This is a genomic window from Aeromicrobium panaciterrae, assembly GCF_031457275.1.
GTDB classification, from domain to species: domain Bacteria; phylum Actinomycetota; class Actinomycetes; order Propionibacteriales; family Nocardioidaceae; genus Aeromicrobium; species Aeromicrobium panaciterrae_A.
Genome location: NZ_JAVDWH010000001.1, coordinates 824,521 through 839,112 on the forward strand (window position 1 = coordinate 824,521; position 14,592 = coordinate 839,112).

The window sequence follows — 14,592 nt, forward strand, 5'->3', positions numbered from 1 at the left end:
TCCACGCGGATAGACTGCCCGGGCTGTGTCAGCCATCGCCTCCTACCGCGCACTGTTGCGCATCGTCGGGCCCGCCTACATCGTCGTAGCCTTCCTCGGGCGGATCCCGCTTGCCATGAGCCAGATCGGCACCCTGATCCTGGTCAGCACTGCGACCGACAGCTACGGCCTCGGCGGAGGCGCTGCCGGAGTGCTGGCAGTCGCGAACGCCATCGGATCGCCGCTCGCCGGAGCGCTGGCGGATCGGATCGGCCAGCGTCCGGTCGTGCTCGTCCAGTCGATTGCGGGAGCCCTCGGTCTCGCCGGGATCGTCATCGTGACCAGTGATCGGTTCGGTTCGATGCCGGCGATCCTGACCATGGCGGCGATCACCGGGTTCGCGATCCCGCAGGTCGGGCCGTTGGCGCGCGTACGGTGGCGGCCGATCACGTCGGAGGAGGAAGACCAGCGCCGACTCGTCGACGCGGCGTTCTCGTACGAGGGGTCAGCTGACGAGGCTTCGTTCGTCCTCGGTCCGGCACTCATCGGTGTCCTTGCGATCCTCGCTGAGCCAGCGGGCGCAATGCTCGTCGCCGCCGTTCTGCTCGGCGTATTTGGTACGTGGTTTGCCCTGCATCCGACGTCCGACCTCGTGGCGCGACAGACCACCCATGGCGGTGGAGGGGCGGGCGCGATGTGGACGATCGCGTTCTTCGTGCTGGTCATCGCCCAGTTCAGCATTGGCGTCATTTTCGGCAGCCTGCAAACCGGCAGCACGGTGCTTGCCGAGTCAGAAGGCCAGGCGGGACTCGTCGGCCTGATCCACGCAACGTTGGGCATCGGCAGCGTGATTGCTGGGCTCGCGATCACCGCGCTGCCCGAACGCATCCTGTACGCCACGCGCATGCTCGTCGCTGCCCTTGCCCTGCTGGTTCTGTCGGCTCCGCTGCTGCTGGTCGACTCGATCGCCTCGCTGGTCGGCGTGATCGCGTTGCTCGGCTTTGCGGTAGCGCCGTACATGATCAGTAACTTCGCGCTGGCTGGCATCCTCGTGCCATTGCACCGGGTCGGCACCGCGATGACCCTGCTCGCGGGAGCGACCGGCATCGGCTATGCCGCGGGCGCCTCGATCGCCGGCCGATTGGCTGACGACCACGGTCACACCGCAGCTTTTGCCGTGACGATCAGTGCCGCCGGGCTCGCCGTGCTGCTGGCCGTGACGGCGAACCGCGCACTGCGCAACGCCATCCCGGTCAACGTCTAGAGCACTGTGTTCTAGAGCTGGGCGAGAGGAGTGACCTCGATGTTGAGCGCTTCGCCGACGGGACCGTTGACGAGCTTGCCCTCGTGCGTGCTGAGGCCACCGGCAAGTGCGGCGTCGTCCGTGACTGCCTGCTTCCAACCCTTGTCGGCGAGAGCGACCGCGTAGGGGAGCGTCACGTTCGTCAGCGCGTACGTCGACGTGTGCGGAACTGCGCCCGGCATGTTGGCGACGCAGTAGAAGACCGAGTCGTGGACCTTGAACGTCGGGTCATCGTGCGTTGTCGCGCGCGAGCTTTCGAAGCAGCCGCCCTGGTCGATCGCGATGTCGACCAGCACGGAGCCGGGACGCATCGTCGCTACGAGGTCATCGCTGATGAGAGTTGGGGCCTTGGCGCCAGGTACGAGCACGGCGCCGATCACGAGATCGGCCTCGCGTACGGCCTTCTCGATCGCGTAGGAGTTGGACGCCACTGTGGTGACGGTGCCACCGAACATGGCATCGACCTGACGAAGGCGAGCAACGTTCAGGTCGAGGATCTCGACGCGAGCTCCCATGCCCTGGGCGACGTGTGCGGCGTTGACGCCAGAGACGCCAGCGCCGATGACGACGACATTGGCCGGGTGCACTCCGGGGACTCCGCCGGGCAGCACGCCGCGGCCGCCGCCACGACGCATCAGGTGATAGAAGCCAACCTGCGGAGCGAGCTTGCCTGCAACCTCCGACATGGGGGCGAGCAACGGCAGCGAACCATCGGCAAGCTGCACCGTCTCGTAGGCAATGGACGTCGTGCCCGACGCCAGAAGAGCGTCGGTGCACTCGCGGCTAGCGGCGAGGTGAAGGTAGGTGAAGAGCGTCTGGCCCTTGCGCATCCGGCTGTACTCCGCGGCGATGGGCTCCTTGACCTTCAGCACCAGCTCGGCGGTCTCCCAGACCTCGTCGGCGGTGGCGAGGATCTTGGCGCCGGCAGCGACGAACTCGTCATCGGTGATCGACGATCCGATGCCGGCGTCCTTCTCGATGACCACGTCGTGGCCACGGCGGGTGAACTCGTGAACGCCGGCCGGGGTGATGGCGACGCGGAACTCGTTGTTCTTGATCTCGCGGGGAACGCCGACCAACATGGGTTGCTCCTCAGAACGATTCGGTAGTCCTATCGTGAAGGAACTGCGGTTTGTCGTGCAACTGCCCGAAGAACATTCGCTAGGATGGGTGTTGACACGTGATTCATACGCAATGAGCCGATCAAGGGGTACGCATGCCGAAGGATGTTCGAGAGCTGGATGACCTCGATCACCGCATCGTCGAAGCGCTGCGTGCCGAGGGCCGCTTGGCCAACAACGCTCTCGCCGAAAAGGTTGGCGTTGCAGCCTCGACCTGTCTCGTCCGTCTCCGGAGTCTGATTGATCGCGGAGTCATCGCCGGCTTCCATGCTGAAGTCGATCCGGCCTGGTTCGGTCGACCCATACAGGCGATGATCGCCGTACGCTTGCGGGCCGACGCCAGAGGATCGATCAACGAGTTCTCCGACCGTCTCGCGGCGATGCCTGAAGTGCTCAACGTCTACTTCCTCGCCGGCGCCGACGACTTCCACGTTCACGTAGCGGCGCGCGACTCCGAGGATCTGCGCGCGTTCGTCGTCGACAAGCTCAGCGCGGCACCCGAAGTCGCCCTGACAGAAACCAATCTGATCTTCCAGCACAAGCGCGGCCAGCTCGCCGACTGACGCTACTTCCAGATCGGCGCAATCTCCTTGCGATAGCGGCGACCCGGGCCCCGGGTCAGCACGACGAGGACCGGCGCTGGGAACTCGCGCTTCAGTGCTGCCGTGGCATCTGCGTCGGCTCCGTCGAGAAGCCAGGATGCGAACGTGCCGGCGCCACCCTTGTGCGCTTTGCGCACAGCTGCCTGTGCGGCCTTGAGCTCGGGCTTCTTCATCTGCGTCGCGGACCACGGCTCCAGGTCGCGCTCCTCGTGCTTCAAGTGCTCATCGAGGACGACCTGCAGCTCGGCGATAGCTCCCCGCGCGGAATCGAGGCTGGTCTGTGAGGGGTCGGTGGTGAACACCTTCATGGCGCCCTCGGCCCCCACCAGCGCCGCGCTCATACGGTCGTGTTCGCCCTCTAGCTCCTCGACGAGCTTGGGGTCGACGCCAACCTTCTCGAACGCCGGCCAGAAGATCGTCTCCTCGTCGTCGTGGTGGTGATGAAGCTGGTACGCGAAGTTGTCCCAGGCCCGACCGAGGTCGCTGGCACGTTTCTGATCGCCTGGCGCGAAGGCTGCGAGCGCGTCACCGAAACGCTTCATGTCTCGCCGGAAGGCTGCATGGATGATCGTGTTCATGGTCAGGTGTTCGGTCATGTCTGAACCTTCCCGTTTGCGGACAGTTTGAACACGAGCGCGTCACGGGCCGCGGGCCACTCGTCGTCGGTCATGGAGAACAGGACGGTGTCGCGCCACGATCCGTCGCGGCGAATGATGTGCTTGCGCATCACGCCTTCGCGTACGCCACCGATGCGGGTGACAGCCGCCTGCGAACGTTCGTTCCTGATGTCCACGTGCCACACGACCCGGGCGCAGTCGAGCGCGTCGAAGGCATGGCGCAGGAGCAGCAGCTTGGACTCGGTGTTGATCCCCGTACGCCAGAAGCGCCGCCCCAACCAAGTTGAGCCGATGGCCACCGTGCGCCGCGCCGGATCGATGTCGTAGTACGTCGTTAGCCCGGCGACTTCGTTGGTGCGCTGATCGACCTGGGCCCACGAGCGGGTGTTGGGCCGCCCGAGGTAGAGCTCGATGAGTGCCTTGGCCTCGTCCAGGTTGGTCGGCCGAGCGAACAGTTGCCAGGTGAAGACCTCGTCATCATCTGACGCCGCGAGCAGCCCTTCGGCGTGGTGCGGCTGCAGCTGCTCGAGCCGCACATGGTCACCGACGAGGTTGGGCGTCTCGTCCCACTGACTCATGGGTTCAACCTAAACCGGGCGGGGGTTCTTGGCGTGCGGATCACGTACGGCATTGAGCTCGCGCAGGAAGTTGGCAGCCCACAGGTCGATGTCGTTCTCCATCACCTGGCGACGCATCGCCTTCATACGGCGGGCGTTTTCGCGTGGATCGGCGTTGATCGCCGCCAACAGCATCTGCTTCATGCCATTGATGTCGTGCGGATTGACTTGATAGGCCGACTTGAGCTCGGAGGCCGCGCCCGCGAACTCGCTCAGCACCAGGGCGCCCTTCTCGTCGTACCGGCAGGCGACGTACTCCTTGGCGACGAGGTTCATGCCATCACGCAACGGCGTCACGACCATGACGTCGGCGGCGCGGTAGAGCGCGGCCATCTCCTCGCGCGGATAGGAAGCGTGGAGATAGGTGACCGGTTGCTGCCCGATGCGGCCGACGTCGCCATTGATGCGACCGACGAGTCGGTTGATGTCGTCGCGCAGCAGGATGTACTGGCCGACCCGTTCGCGAGATGGTGTCGCCACCTGAATGAAGACGGCGTCGTCGACGTCCAACGCACCTTCGGTGATGAGCTCGCCGAACGCGCGCAGGCGCTGGCGCAGGCCCTTGGTGTAGTCGAGTCGATCGATGCCGAGCAGGACGACCTTGGGGTTGCCCAGGCTCTCGCGGATCTCGGCAGCCCGAGCGATGACCTCCGGCGTACGGGCGAGCTCTTCGAAACCGGCCGCATCGATCGAGATCGGGTACGCCTGTGCAAGCACAGTGCGACCGTCCGGCAGATAGACGGTGTCGCGGTGCGTCTTGTGGCCGACGCGCTGGCGTACGAGACGGATGAAGTTCTGTGCAGCACCGGGCATCTGGAAACCGACAAGGTCGGCGCCGAGCAGGCCCTCGAGGATCTGGCGACGCCAGGGGAGCTGCTGGAACAGCTCAGTCGGAGGGAACGGAATGTGCAGGAAGAAGCCGATCCGCAGATCGGGCCGCAGTTCGCGGAGCATCGTCGGCACCAGCTGGAGCTGGTAGTCCTGCACCCAGACGACGGCGTTCTTCTTGGCGATCTTTGCGGCCTTCTGAGCGAAGCGCTGATTGACGCGTACGTACGCGTCCCACCACTCGCGGTGGAACTCCGGAGGCGCGACGACATCGTGATAGAGCGGCCAGAGGGTCGCGTTCGAGAAGCCTTCGTAGTACTCCTCGACCTCTTCTTCTGACAACGGAACGGGTACGAGGTTCATGCCTTCGTGTTCGAAGGGCCTCAGCTTCTCGCCAGCTGCGCCGTGCCAGCCGATCCAGGCGCCACCTTTGCGACGGATGACCGGCTCAAGGGCAGTGACCAGTCCGCCGGGCGACTTGCGCCATGTCGTCTCCCCATCCGGACCAGTGATCCGGTCCACGGGCAGGCGATTGGCGATAACCACGAATTCTGCGAGGCCAGACGCCATACGGGAACCCTATCGGTGTTAAGTCACCGTGGCGTTACGCCGAGCTGGCGCAAGATCTCGTCCATGTGCTTCATGATCGCGAGCGACTCGTCCTGAGGCAGTAGTGCCGATTCGGTATGCCCTTCGCGCAGACAGTCCGCGACCTCGGCGATTTCGTGCGAGTAGCCGCGACCCGTGACGGGTTCCTCGTACGTCTCGAGCAGCTCGCCCTTCGAATACGTGAAGCCAGTCGTCTCGTGAAAGGCCGGGTGTACCTCGATCAGACCCAGATCGCCGGCGATCGATGCGCGGTTGTCGGAGTGCGAGACCTGGTTCCACGCGAGATTGGCGACTGCGCCGCTGGCGTACGTCAGCGTTGCGCCGGCATTGAGGTCGAAGCCCTGGTCGGACAGAACCCCGTTTGCGACGATGCTGGTCGGCTCGCCGAGCACGAGGTACGCAAACGTCACCGGGTAGATGCCGACGTCGAGCAACGCGCTGGCGCCCAGGGCCGGATCCCACATGCGGACCTTCTCGGCCTCGGCCGCAAAACCGAGCTCCGCTCGTACCTGTAGCGGTGTGCCGATCGCACCGTCCTTGATCAGCTGGAGCATCTTGCGGGTGTTGGGGTTGGTGCGCGTCCACATTGCCTCGGCAAAGAACAGCCCGCGCGATCGTGCTTCGCTGATCATCGTTTCGGCATCGACGGCATTCATGGCCAGCGACTTCTCGCAGAGCACGTGCTTGCCGCCCTCGAGGCACACCATCACGTCTTCGAGGTGACGGCTGTGTGGAGTAGCGACATAGATGACGTCGACCTCGGGATCAGCGGCGAGTGCCTCGTACGAACCATGGGCGCGTACGCCGCCGAATCGCTCGGCGAACTCGGTGGCTGCTTCGAGGCGCCTGGACCCGACGGCGACCAGCTCACTGCCCTCTACGAGCGCGAGGTCCTTCGCGAAGTGCTCGGCTATGCGTCCGGTGGCAAGAATGCCCCAGCGGATGGTGCGCGGATTGGTCGACATGACTTCACTATGTCAAATGACATCAGTGTGATTTGTGCACTAAGATGCACAGCATGAGCGCAGTGGAAAAGACCAGCCCGGCCAGCACAGCCGCTGCCGAGTCGTTGTCCGACCGCGACCGCGAGATCCTGGCGCTCGAGCGTCTCTGGTGGCAGTACGCCGGTGCCAAGGAACAGGCGATCCGCGAGAAGTTCGATATGTCGGCGACCCGCTACTACCAGGTGCTCAACGCGCTGATCGACCGCGAGGACGCTCTCGCCTTTGATCCGCTGCTGGTCAAGCGCCTGCGTCGGCTCCGGGCCGGACGGCAGCGCAGTCGATCTGCCCGGCGCCTGGGCATCGATCTCTGACGGTGCGTCCCATGGACCATCGCAGAACACCGAGCCGCAACGCCTACGTCCCATCCAGTTGGTTCATCGTCTTCACGGTCGCCGCATTGCTTGCCGCGGTCGCTGGACTCGGTTGGCTGCTCATCGACGCCGATGACGGTTCGAAGGACACGGCCACGCCGCCGAGCGCATCGGCCACCACGCCAGCACCTGAGCCGACTGAGACAACGGAGCCGACACCCACTCCGACGCCCACTCCGACCGAGACTGAGCCGACTGTCGCGCGTGACACTCCCGTCTCGGTGCTCAACAACACCGGCACTCCCGGCGCTGCAGGCGCGTTCAAGACCAAGGTTGAGGACGCCGGATGGACCGTCGGTGGAATTGGCAACTGGCAAGGATCAATTGGCCAGAACACCGTCTATTACCCCGAAGGTCTTCAGGACCAGGCCGAGCAGCTGGCGAAGGACGTTGGCATCGATCGAGTCATGCCTCGCGTCGATCCCATGCGTACCGACCGCCTGACGATCATCTTGTCCGGCCCGCAATGATGGTGGTGTGACCACCTTTCGCGAGGCCGTGGTCAACGATCCCGCAGGGACGCTTCTTGCTCTCGACTTTGACGGGACGTTGGCGCACATCGTCGATGACCCGACGCAGGCGTACGCGCACGAGCGCTCTGTTGCCGCTCTTGGACGACTCGGCCCCGTGCTGGGTCAGGTCGCGATCATCACCGGGCGGCCGGTCGAGCAGGCTCTCGAGCTGGGCGGCTTCGTCGGATTCGCCGGGCTGGACCGGCTGATCATCCTGGGTCAGTACGGCGCCGAGCGTTGGAATGCGGGAGACGGTGCGCCAGCTCCGATCGAGCGACCCGTGGCGATTGCGCGGCTTCTTGAGCGCCTGCCGGGTTGGTTGGCAGAGCGCGGTGGCGACAACGTACGACTGGAGGACAAAGGTCTAGCGGTGGCGATTCATACCCGTGGACTTGATCCCGACTTGCTCGCCAAGCTCGCGGGGCCGCTGTCCGAACTGGCTGCCGAGCTGGATCTCGCCGTCGAACCCGGACGCCAGGTCATCGAGCTGCGTGTCGCAGGAGTCGACAAGGGGAGCGCGCTCAAGGCCTTGGTCGACGAGATGAACGCGCAGCACGTGATCTTCGCCGGTGATGACCTCGGCGACGTTCCGGCATTTGATGCGGTGGATGAGCTCCGTCGGTCCGGTCTGGACGGGCTGTTGATCTGTTCGGCGTCGTCGGAGCAGGATGCCCTTGTGTCGCGCGCGGACGTCGTGCTGAACGGACCCGACGAGATCGCCGCCTGGCTGGAGGAGTTGGCAGATGAGTTCTGAGTTGTTGCCCCACACGTTCTGGACTCGGGTGCGCACGGTTCTCAACTGGATCAACCTGAGCACTCTGCTCGGTTTCGTCGTCGCCAAGATCGGCGGTGCCACGATCACCAAGCGGGGTCGCGGTACGTACCTGGCGACGGGCTACCGCTTCAACTTCCCGGTCGCCAGCGCGTTCACGGTCGGCAGCGTCATCGCGAGCAAGAACGATCTGGAGTACTTCACAGACCGGCCGGTCCTGCTCAAGCACGAGGATCGACACTGCACGCAGTACGCGTTCGTGTTCGGCGTCGTCATGCTGCCGTTCTACTTCTTGTTCGTCGGCATCTCGTACGCGATTGCCGGCGATCACTCGTCGTACAACCCTTTTGAGCGTCTCGCGAATCTGGCGGACGGCAACTACCCGCCGCCGACGACTCGCTTCTCCCGCCCCAAGTAATAGCCGCTCACTGAGACGGCACGTCTCATGATCCGGACCAAGTGGACACATCGTGAGACGCCCACGTACGCTGAAGCCACTCATCAAGAGGGGTACAGGGACACGGCCCGACGACACCCCAGCAACCAGTTCAAGATGAACCAGGTGCTCAATCCGTCCCGGACTCGGATCCGGGAAAGATGACTGGAGGACGAGAATGAGCATCACCGCAGAAGCGAAGACCATCCGCGACGGAGCCTTCGGCAATGCCGTCGAGTTGGTGTGCCGAGAGTGTGGCACCACCCGCGAGCTCGGACCGCACTACGCGTGTCACGAGTGTTTTGGCCCGCTGGAGATCAAGTACGACTTCCCGGCCATCACACGCGAGCAGATCGAAGCCGGCCCCGCCAACATCTGGCGCTACAAAGCTCTCCTCCCCGTCCCCGACGACATCGAGTTGAGCCCCAACCTGGAGCCCGGCTACACGCGGCTCCTCAAGGCCAACAACCTCGCCGCTGAGCTCGGCCTCAAGAACCTTTGGGTCAAGGACGACAGCACCAACCCGACCAACTCTTTCAAGGACCGTGTCGTTGCGTGCGCGTTGAGCGCCGCCCGCGAGTTCCACAGCAAGGTGTTCGCGTGCCCGTCGACCGGCAACCTCGCCAACGCCGTCGCCGCGGCCGGAGCCCGCGCTGGCATCCGGACGGTCGTGTTCATTCCCAGCAACCTCGAGACGCCCAAGGTCATCAACTCGGCCGTCTACACCGAGAACCTCGTCGCGGTTGACGGCAACTACGACGACGTCAACAAGCTCGCCAGCGAGATCGCCGGCGAAGAGGACGGTTGGGCGTTCGTCAACGTCAACGTCCGCCCGTTCTACGCCGAAGGCTCCAAGACCCTCGGCTACGAGATCGCCGAGCAGCTCGGCTGGCGCCTGCCGGACCAGATCGTCATCCCCGTCGCCTCAGGCTCGCAGCTGACCAAGGTGCACAAGGCGTTCCAAGAGCTGATCAAGCTCGGACTCGTCGAGGACAAGCCCTACAAGGTGTTTGGCGCCCAGGCGACCGGATGCTCGCCGGTGTCCGAGGCGTTCCGCGAGGGCTGGGACGTCGTGCGTCCGCAGAAGCCCGACACGATCGCCAAGTCACTCGCGATTGGCAACCCCGCTGACGGCATCTACGTACTCGACATCTGCCGCGAAACTGGTGGAGCTGTCGCTGACATCACGGATGACGAAGTACGCGACGCGATCGTCCTGCTGGCACGCACTGAGGGCATCTTCACCGAGACGGCCGGAGGCACCACGATCGGCGTGCTCAAGAAGCTCGTTGAGACAGGGGTGCTCGACACCGAGCTTGAGACCGTCGTCATCAACACCGGTCACGGACTCAAGACGCTCGACGCCGTCGCCGACCTTGTCCGACCTGCAGCCACCATCGCGCCTACGTACGACGCCTTCGTCGCCGCGGGCATCGCTTAAGACCATCAAGGAGCACCAGTGAGCATCAACGTACGAATCCCGACGATCCTCCGCAGCTACACCGGCGACCAGTCACAGGTCACCGCTGAGGGCGCAACGCTGACCGAGGTCATCGACTCGCTGGAGACCAGCTTCCCCGGGATCAAGGCGCGTGTGGTCGACGAGGACGGCAAGCTTCGCCGCTTCGTCAACATCTACGTAGCCGAGGAAGACGTGCGCTTCGCTGACGGACTCGCCACGAAGACGCCCGACGGCGCGCAAGTTTCCATAATCCCCGCCGTGGCCGGAGGCGCCTGAGCCGTATAGGCTCTGCGCATGACGAGGCCTCGGCAGATGGGCCTCCGAAGCATCAGGTGGGAGTGGCGGCATGGTGCAGGGCACCGTCAAATGGTTCAACGCTGACAAGGGTTACGGCTTCATCGAGGTCGAGGGCCAGGACGACGTGTTCGTCCACTGGTCCAAGATCGCATCCGACGGCTACAAGACTCTCGAAGACGGCCAGAAGGTCGAGTTCGAGATTGTCGATGGGCCCAAGGGTCGAGAGGCCCACGAAGTTCTCGGACAGTAACGTCCGCGCAAAAGCTCGGCCTGCGGGCCGGGCTTTTTCGCGCTCAGACACGCTGACGTGACGTATGTGACACTTGCAATGTCACATAACCTATGCGCATACTCTCGGTATGTTTCCTCATGCTTCCGAGCCCATCACCGCTCCTGTAGGCGGCGCCGAGCTGGGTCAGGTCATCGGCCTGTCCATCGCTGCCGGCCTCGTCACGCTGGTCCTGCTGGCCATCGCCTGGGCGCACCGCACCCACCGCATTGACTGGTTCCAGAAGATCGGTGACCGCCTCGGGGTTCGCAACGGCGAGCCCGGCTGGTCGACCATCCCGACGGTGTTCGTCGGCAGCTCGCTGATCGTCGCCCTGCTCGGCTTCATGTGGGATGTCAGCCTCCACGCAGGACGCGGCCGCGACGCTGGACCCCTCGCCAACCCGGCGCACTACCTGATCCTGTACGGACTTTTCGCACTCTTCATCGCTGGCATGTCCGCCGTCGTGTTCCCGCGTGACGGTGAGAAGCCCGGCGTCGCCGCAGTCAAGATCACCCGCACCTGGTACGCCCCGGTCAGCGGCATCTTCATCGCCGCGTGCGGTCTGTACGCGCTCATCGGCTTCCCGCTCGATGACGTGTGGCACCGCCTCTTCGGCCAGGACGTGACCCTCTGGGGTCCGACGCACCTGATGCTGATCGGTGGCGCAGGTCTGTCGACCGCCGGCATCATCCTGCTGCACCGTGAGGCAGAAGTTGCCATGGCGCAGAAGGGCAATGCTCTTCCCACATGGCTGTCCACGATCCTGGTCTCTGTCGCGTTCGGCTCGCTGCTGATCGGTCTGTCGGTGTTCCAGGGCGAGTTCGACTTCGGCATCGCCCAGTTCCGCATGGTGTTCGCACCGCTGATGATCGTTGCCGCTGCCGGCATCCCGCTGGTCGCCGCTCGCCTGTACGTCGGCCCCGGCGCTGCAATCGCGGCAGCTGTGTTCTTCCTGCTGATGCGCGGCATCGTGTCGTTCGTCGTGACTGACGTGATGGGCGAGGCGCACCACGTGTTCCCGCTCTACCTCGGCAGCGCGGTCCTGATCGAGCTACTCGCCTTCACCAAGCTCAAGGAAAAGCCCTTGTGGTTCGGTGCTGTCGGCGGACTGTTGATCGGCACCGTCGGTCTCGTGATCGAGAAGCTCTGGAACGATCGCGTCTTCGCCTTCCCGTGGACCCAGGACATGTGGGCCGAGGGACTGGCCATGGCGATACCGGTTGCCATTGCTTCGGGACTCTGTGGCGCGCTGTTCGCGCTCGGTCTCCAGGGCAAGCTGCCCACCAAGAAGGTCGCTCGAACGATCATCGTCGGCTCCGTGCTGGTCACGGGTCTCGCTGTAGCGAACGGCCTGAATGCCACCGTGCCCAAGAACGCATCTGCTGACTTCACCCTCACCGAGGTGGGGACGCCTGAAAACCGTGAGGTGACTGCCCAGGTCACGATCGACCCGTCCACGCTGGTTGACAAGGATCCGACGTGGGTCCAGATCACGGCATGGCAGGGCGGCGGCATCGTCACAGATCAGCTCCGTCGCACGGGTGACAACACCTGGGAATCGACCAAGCCTGTGCCAGTGGGTGGCAACTGGAAGACGCTGTTGCGCTTGCAGGACGGCAGGACGCTCGCAGCCGTACCGATCTTCCTGCCTGCCGATGCGCCGTTGAAGGCGAAGGAACTTCCGGCTGAAGCCTCGTTCACCCGCGACTTCGTACCCGAGATCGACATCCTCCAGCGCGAGCGGAAGGGCGACACCTCGCCACTCGTGTGGGGTATCGCCAATGGAGTCGTGCTGTTCTGCAGCCTCGCCATCATCCTCGGCATCAGCATCGCGGTCTCGCGCGTCGCTCGAAAGATCGAGGAGCACGAGGCAGTGAACGACCGTGCGCCTACGCTGACGTCATGACTCCTGCCGGCGAGGTTCTGCTGGCCCACCACGTCGCGCTGCTGGCGATCCCCGCGATCATCCCAGCCGTCGTGGTGGTGGGAGTCGTGCTCTACATAGCCCGCAAGGACCGAGTGGACGAGCGTGAGGAGCGAGAGCTCATCGAGCGTGCCTTCGAGCCTGAACCTGAAGGAAATGAATGAAGCCAGCTGCTGCTGCCTTGTTACTGGCCCTGACCCTTGCCGGTTGCGGAAGTACGAGTGAGCCCTCGAGTGAAGCCACTGCGACAACGGAGCCCACGCCAAGCGCGACCACTGAGGCGCCGAAGGGTGTCACGGTTGAGATCGAGATCGCCAATGGTGAGGTTTTACCTCTCGACGAAAAGGTTGACGTGAAGGTTGGCGAGCCGATCACCCTGCACGTCGTCAGCGATGCCGTGGAAGAGATTCACGTTCATTCCGATCCTGAGCACGAGTACGAGGTTGCGGCTGGTGACGACAAGACGTTCACCTTCACGATCGAGACGCCGGGCCAGGTCGCTGTCGAGGCGCACCATCTCGACGTGACCGTCGTGGAGCTCGTCGCACGCCCGTGACTCTCGGTTCCGAGCTGGCGCAGCACGGCATTGGTGGCGGTGCCACCGATCTTCCGATCCCGCTGATGTTCGCAATGGTCGGCGCCTCGTGGGCGCTCGTACTGTCGTTCGCGTTGCTGGTCGTCGAGTGGAAGCAGCCGCGGTTCACCAAGCCTGACGTCGATCCGGAGGCTGCGGAGCCTCCCGTGCGCCGTCCATGGCTAGCCGTCGTTGGACTCGTGCTGACCGCGTGGTTCCTGCTCGCCTTGTTCGGCGGGCCGTCGAACGAGACCAACGCTTCTCTGGGCTGGCTGTACATCCTGACCTGGGTGGGCCTGGTGCCGTTGGCGCTGCTGTTTGGCCATGTCTGGCGAGACCTCTCGCCGTGGCGCACGATCCAGTCGTGGCTTGGCGATGGGCGTCGTACCTACCCGGCGAAGCTCGGCTATTGGCCGGCAGCCGCTGGACTGATGGCTTTCGCGTGGCTCGAGCTCGCTTCGCCAGATCCGGCCGATGTCACCTCGGTACGGCTGTGGGTCGCGATCTACATCGGGGCGATGTTGATCGGCGGATGGCTGTTCGGCCCAACGTGGTTCGATCGCGCCGATCCGTTCGATGTCTACAGCGCGGTCGTTTCCAAGCTGTCGCCGTTCGTACGTCATGGTCGCTTCGCACTGCACAATCCACTGCGCACGCTCCCGACGGTTCCCGTCGCACCTGGGCTGGTCGCAGTTCTCGGAACGCTGCTGGGATCGACCGCGTACGACAGCTTCTCTTCGTCGACGTTCTGGCAGAAGAAGGCGCCAAGTGTTCTGGAGCAATCCGCAACGCTCATCGGCTTCTGTGCCTTGGTCGGCATCCTCTTCACTCTTGCGACTCGCGCGAGCGGCGGTCTGACCCCCGAGCGTCGACGCGCACTGCCAGGGCTGCTCGCCCACACGCTGGTGCCGATCGTCGTCGGTTACATCGTCGCCCACTACGCGACGTACCTTCTCGAGAAGGGACAGTCCGCGTTCATCGCGATGCTGGATCCCCTTGGCCGCGGTTGGCAGCCTCTCGGCGACCCCGCGACGGCGTACTTCCTGTCAGAGCACGTCGACACGTTGGCGTTCCTCAAGGTGGCGGCGGTGGTGACGGGCCATGTGATCGCAGTGATCGCGGCGCACGATCGCGCGCTCGCGCTGCTTCCCAAAGCGCATCGCCTGTCCGGACAGCTCGCGTTGCTCGTGCTCATGGTCGCGTACACGTTCACCGGTCTGTTCCTGCTGTTCTCTGCTTGAAGCCACACCTGATTGCGCGACGTTGATTAGCACTCGTATGATGAGAGTGCTA

Annotated in this window: 18 protein-coding genes and 1 riboswitch; of the genes, 13 read left to right on the forward strand and 5 right to left on the reverse strand. The window is 64.3% G+C overall.

What is annotated here, in order from left to right:
- The first annotated feature begins 25 nt into the window (after nt 1-25).
- Complete coding sequence (locus J2X11_RS04285) at nt 26-1,243, forward strand: MFS transporter (protein WP_309967078.1); 1,218 nt, start codon at nt 26-28, stop codon at nt 1,241-1,243.
- A gap of 11 nt (nt 1,244-1,254) precedes the next feature.
- Here the strand turns inward: J2X11_RS04285 and ald are convergent, their stop codons facing one another.
- The gene (ald, locus tag J2X11_RS04290) at nt 1,255-2,364 is read right to left on the reverse strand and encodes an alanine dehydrogenase (RefSeq protein ID WP_309967080.1); all 1,110 of its coding nucleotides are present in this window, start codon (nt 2,362-2,364) and stop codon (nt 1,255-1,257) included.
- A 134-nt stretch (nt 2,365-2,498) separates the two neighbouring features.
- Between ald and J2X11_RS04295 the strand changes: the two genes are divergently transcribed.
- The gene (locus J2X11_RS04295) at nt 2,499-2,966 is read left to right on the forward strand and encodes an Lrp/AsnC family transcriptional regulator (RefSeq protein WP_309967082.1); all 468 of its coding nucleotides are present in this window, start codon (nt 2,499-2,501) and stop codon (nt 2,964-2,966) included.
- A gap of 2 nt (nt 2,967-2,968) precedes the next feature.
- Here the strand turns inward: J2X11_RS04295 and J2X11_RS04300 are convergent, their stop codons facing one another.
- From J2X11_RS04300 to J2X11_RS04315, 4 genes are read right to left on the reverse strand one after another with little or no spacing between them, the layout of a single operon-like run.
- Nucleotides 2,969-3,601: a hemerythrin domain-containing protein gene (locus J2X11_RS04300; RefSeq protein ID WP_309967084.1), complete on the reverse strand. Its 633-nt coding sequence runs from the start codon at nt 3,599-3,601 to the stop codon at nt 2,969-2,971.
- Nucleotides 3,598-4,200, reverse strand: coding sequence for a GNAT family N-acetyltransferase (locus tag J2X11_RS04305; protein WP_309967086.1), 603 nt, complete (start codon nt 4,198-4,200; stop codon nt 3,598-3,600). The genes J2X11_RS04300 and J2X11_RS04305 overlap by 4 nt, the downstream gene beginning before the upstream one ends.
- A gap of 9 nt (nt 4,201-4,209) precedes the next feature.
- The gene (locus J2X11_RS04310) at nt 4,210-5,637 is read right to left on the reverse strand and encodes an alpha,alpha-trehalose-phosphate synthase (UDP-forming) (RefSeq protein WP_309967087.1); all 1,428 of its coding nucleotides are present in this window, start codon (nt 5,635-5,637) and stop codon (nt 4,210-4,212) included.
- Nucleotides 5,638-5,660: 23 nt separating this feature from the next.
- On the reverse strand, nt 5,661-6,641 hold the full coding sequence (locus J2X11_RS04315; RefSeq protein ID WP_309967089.1) for a Gfo/Idh/MocA family protein: 981 nt from the start codon (nt 6,639-6,641) through the stop codon (nt 5,661-5,663).
- A gap of 53 nt (nt 6,642-6,694) precedes the next feature.
- On the opposite strand from J2X11_RS04315, the gene J2X11_RS04320 reads away from it, so the two are divergent.
- The 11 genes from J2X11_RS04320 to J2X11_RS04370 all read left to right on the forward strand — a co-directional run bounded on the left by J2X11_RS04320 (nt 6,695) and on the right by J2X11_RS04370 (nt 14,540).
- On the forward strand, nt 6,695-6,991 hold the full coding sequence (locus J2X11_RS04320; RefSeq protein ID WP_309967091.1) for a DUF3263 domain-containing protein: 297 nt from the start codon (nt 6,695-6,697) through the stop codon (nt 6,989-6,991).
- 11 nt (nt 6,992-7,002) lie between these two features.
- Entirely contained in the window at nt 7,003-7,521 is a 519-nt protein-coding gene (locus tag J2X11_RS04325; RefSeq protein ID WP_309967094.1) for a LytR C-terminal domain-containing protein, read from the forward strand.
- Between the two features lie 7 nt (nt 7,522-7,528).
- On the forward strand, nt 7,529-8,317 hold the full coding sequence (otsB, locus tag J2X11_RS04330) for a trehalose-phosphatase (RefSeq protein ID WP_309967096.1): 789 nt from the start codon (nt 7,529-7,531) through the stop codon (nt 8,315-8,317).
- On the forward strand, nt 8,307-8,753 hold the full coding sequence (locus J2X11_RS04335) for a hypothetical protein (RefSeq protein ID WP_309967098.1): 447 nt from the start codon (nt 8,307-8,309) through the stop codon (nt 8,751-8,753). The genes otsB and J2X11_RS04335 overlap by 11 nt, the downstream gene beginning before the upstream one ends.
- A 77-nt stretch (nt 8,754-8,830) precedes the next feature.
- Nucleotides 8,831-8,939: riboswitch (SAM riboswitch) on the forward strand.
- Between the two features lie 10 nt (nt 8,940-8,949).
- Nucleotides 8,950-10,212 carry a threonine synthase gene (gene thrC, locus J2X11_RS04340; RefSeq protein ID WP_309967099.1) on the forward strand — a complete coding sequence of 421 codons (1,263 nt, stop codon included), beginning with the start codon at nt 8,950-8,952 and terminating at the stop codon, nt 10,210-10,212.
- A gap of 18 nt (nt 10,213-10,230) precedes the next feature.
- On the forward strand, nt 10,231-10,509 hold the full coding sequence (locus J2X11_RS04345) for a ubiquitin-like small modifier protein 1 (RefSeq protein WP_309967101.1): 279 nt from the start codon (nt 10,231-10,233) through the stop codon (nt 10,507-10,509).
- A gap of 70 nt (nt 10,510-10,579) precedes the next feature.
- Nucleotides 10,580-10,780, forward strand: a complete 201-nt coding sequence (locus J2X11_RS04350) for a cold-shock protein (RefSeq protein WP_309967103.1) — start codon at nt 10,580-10,582, stop codon at nt 10,778-10,780.
- Between the two features lie 109 nt (nt 10,781-10,889).
- Complete coding sequence (locus tag J2X11_RS04355) at nt 10,890-12,707, forward strand: hypothetical protein (protein ID WP_309967105.1); 1,818 nt, start codon at nt 10,890-10,892, stop codon at nt 12,705-12,707.
- On the forward strand, nt 12,704-12,889 hold the full coding sequence (locus tag J2X11_RS04360) for a hypothetical protein (RefSeq protein ID WP_309967107.1): 186 nt from the start codon (nt 12,704-12,706) through the stop codon (nt 12,887-12,889). Before J2X11_RS04355 ends, J2X11_RS04360 begins: the two co-directional genes overlap by 4 nt.
- Nucleotides 12,886-13,281: a hypothetical protein gene (locus J2X11_RS04365; RefSeq protein WP_309967109.1), complete on the forward strand. Its 396-nt coding sequence runs from the start codon at nt 12,886-12,888 to the stop codon at nt 13,279-13,281. The genes J2X11_RS04360 and J2X11_RS04365 overlap by 4 nt, the downstream gene beginning before the upstream one ends.
- A complete protein-coding gene (locus J2X11_RS04370; RefSeq protein ID WP_309967111.1) occupies nt 13,278-14,540 on the forward strand; it encodes a hypothetical protein in 1,263 nt (420 codons plus the stop codon). The genes J2X11_RS04365 and J2X11_RS04370 overlap by 4 nt, the downstream gene beginning before the upstream one ends.
- The last annotated feature ends 52 nt before the right edge of the window (nt 14,541-14,592 follow it).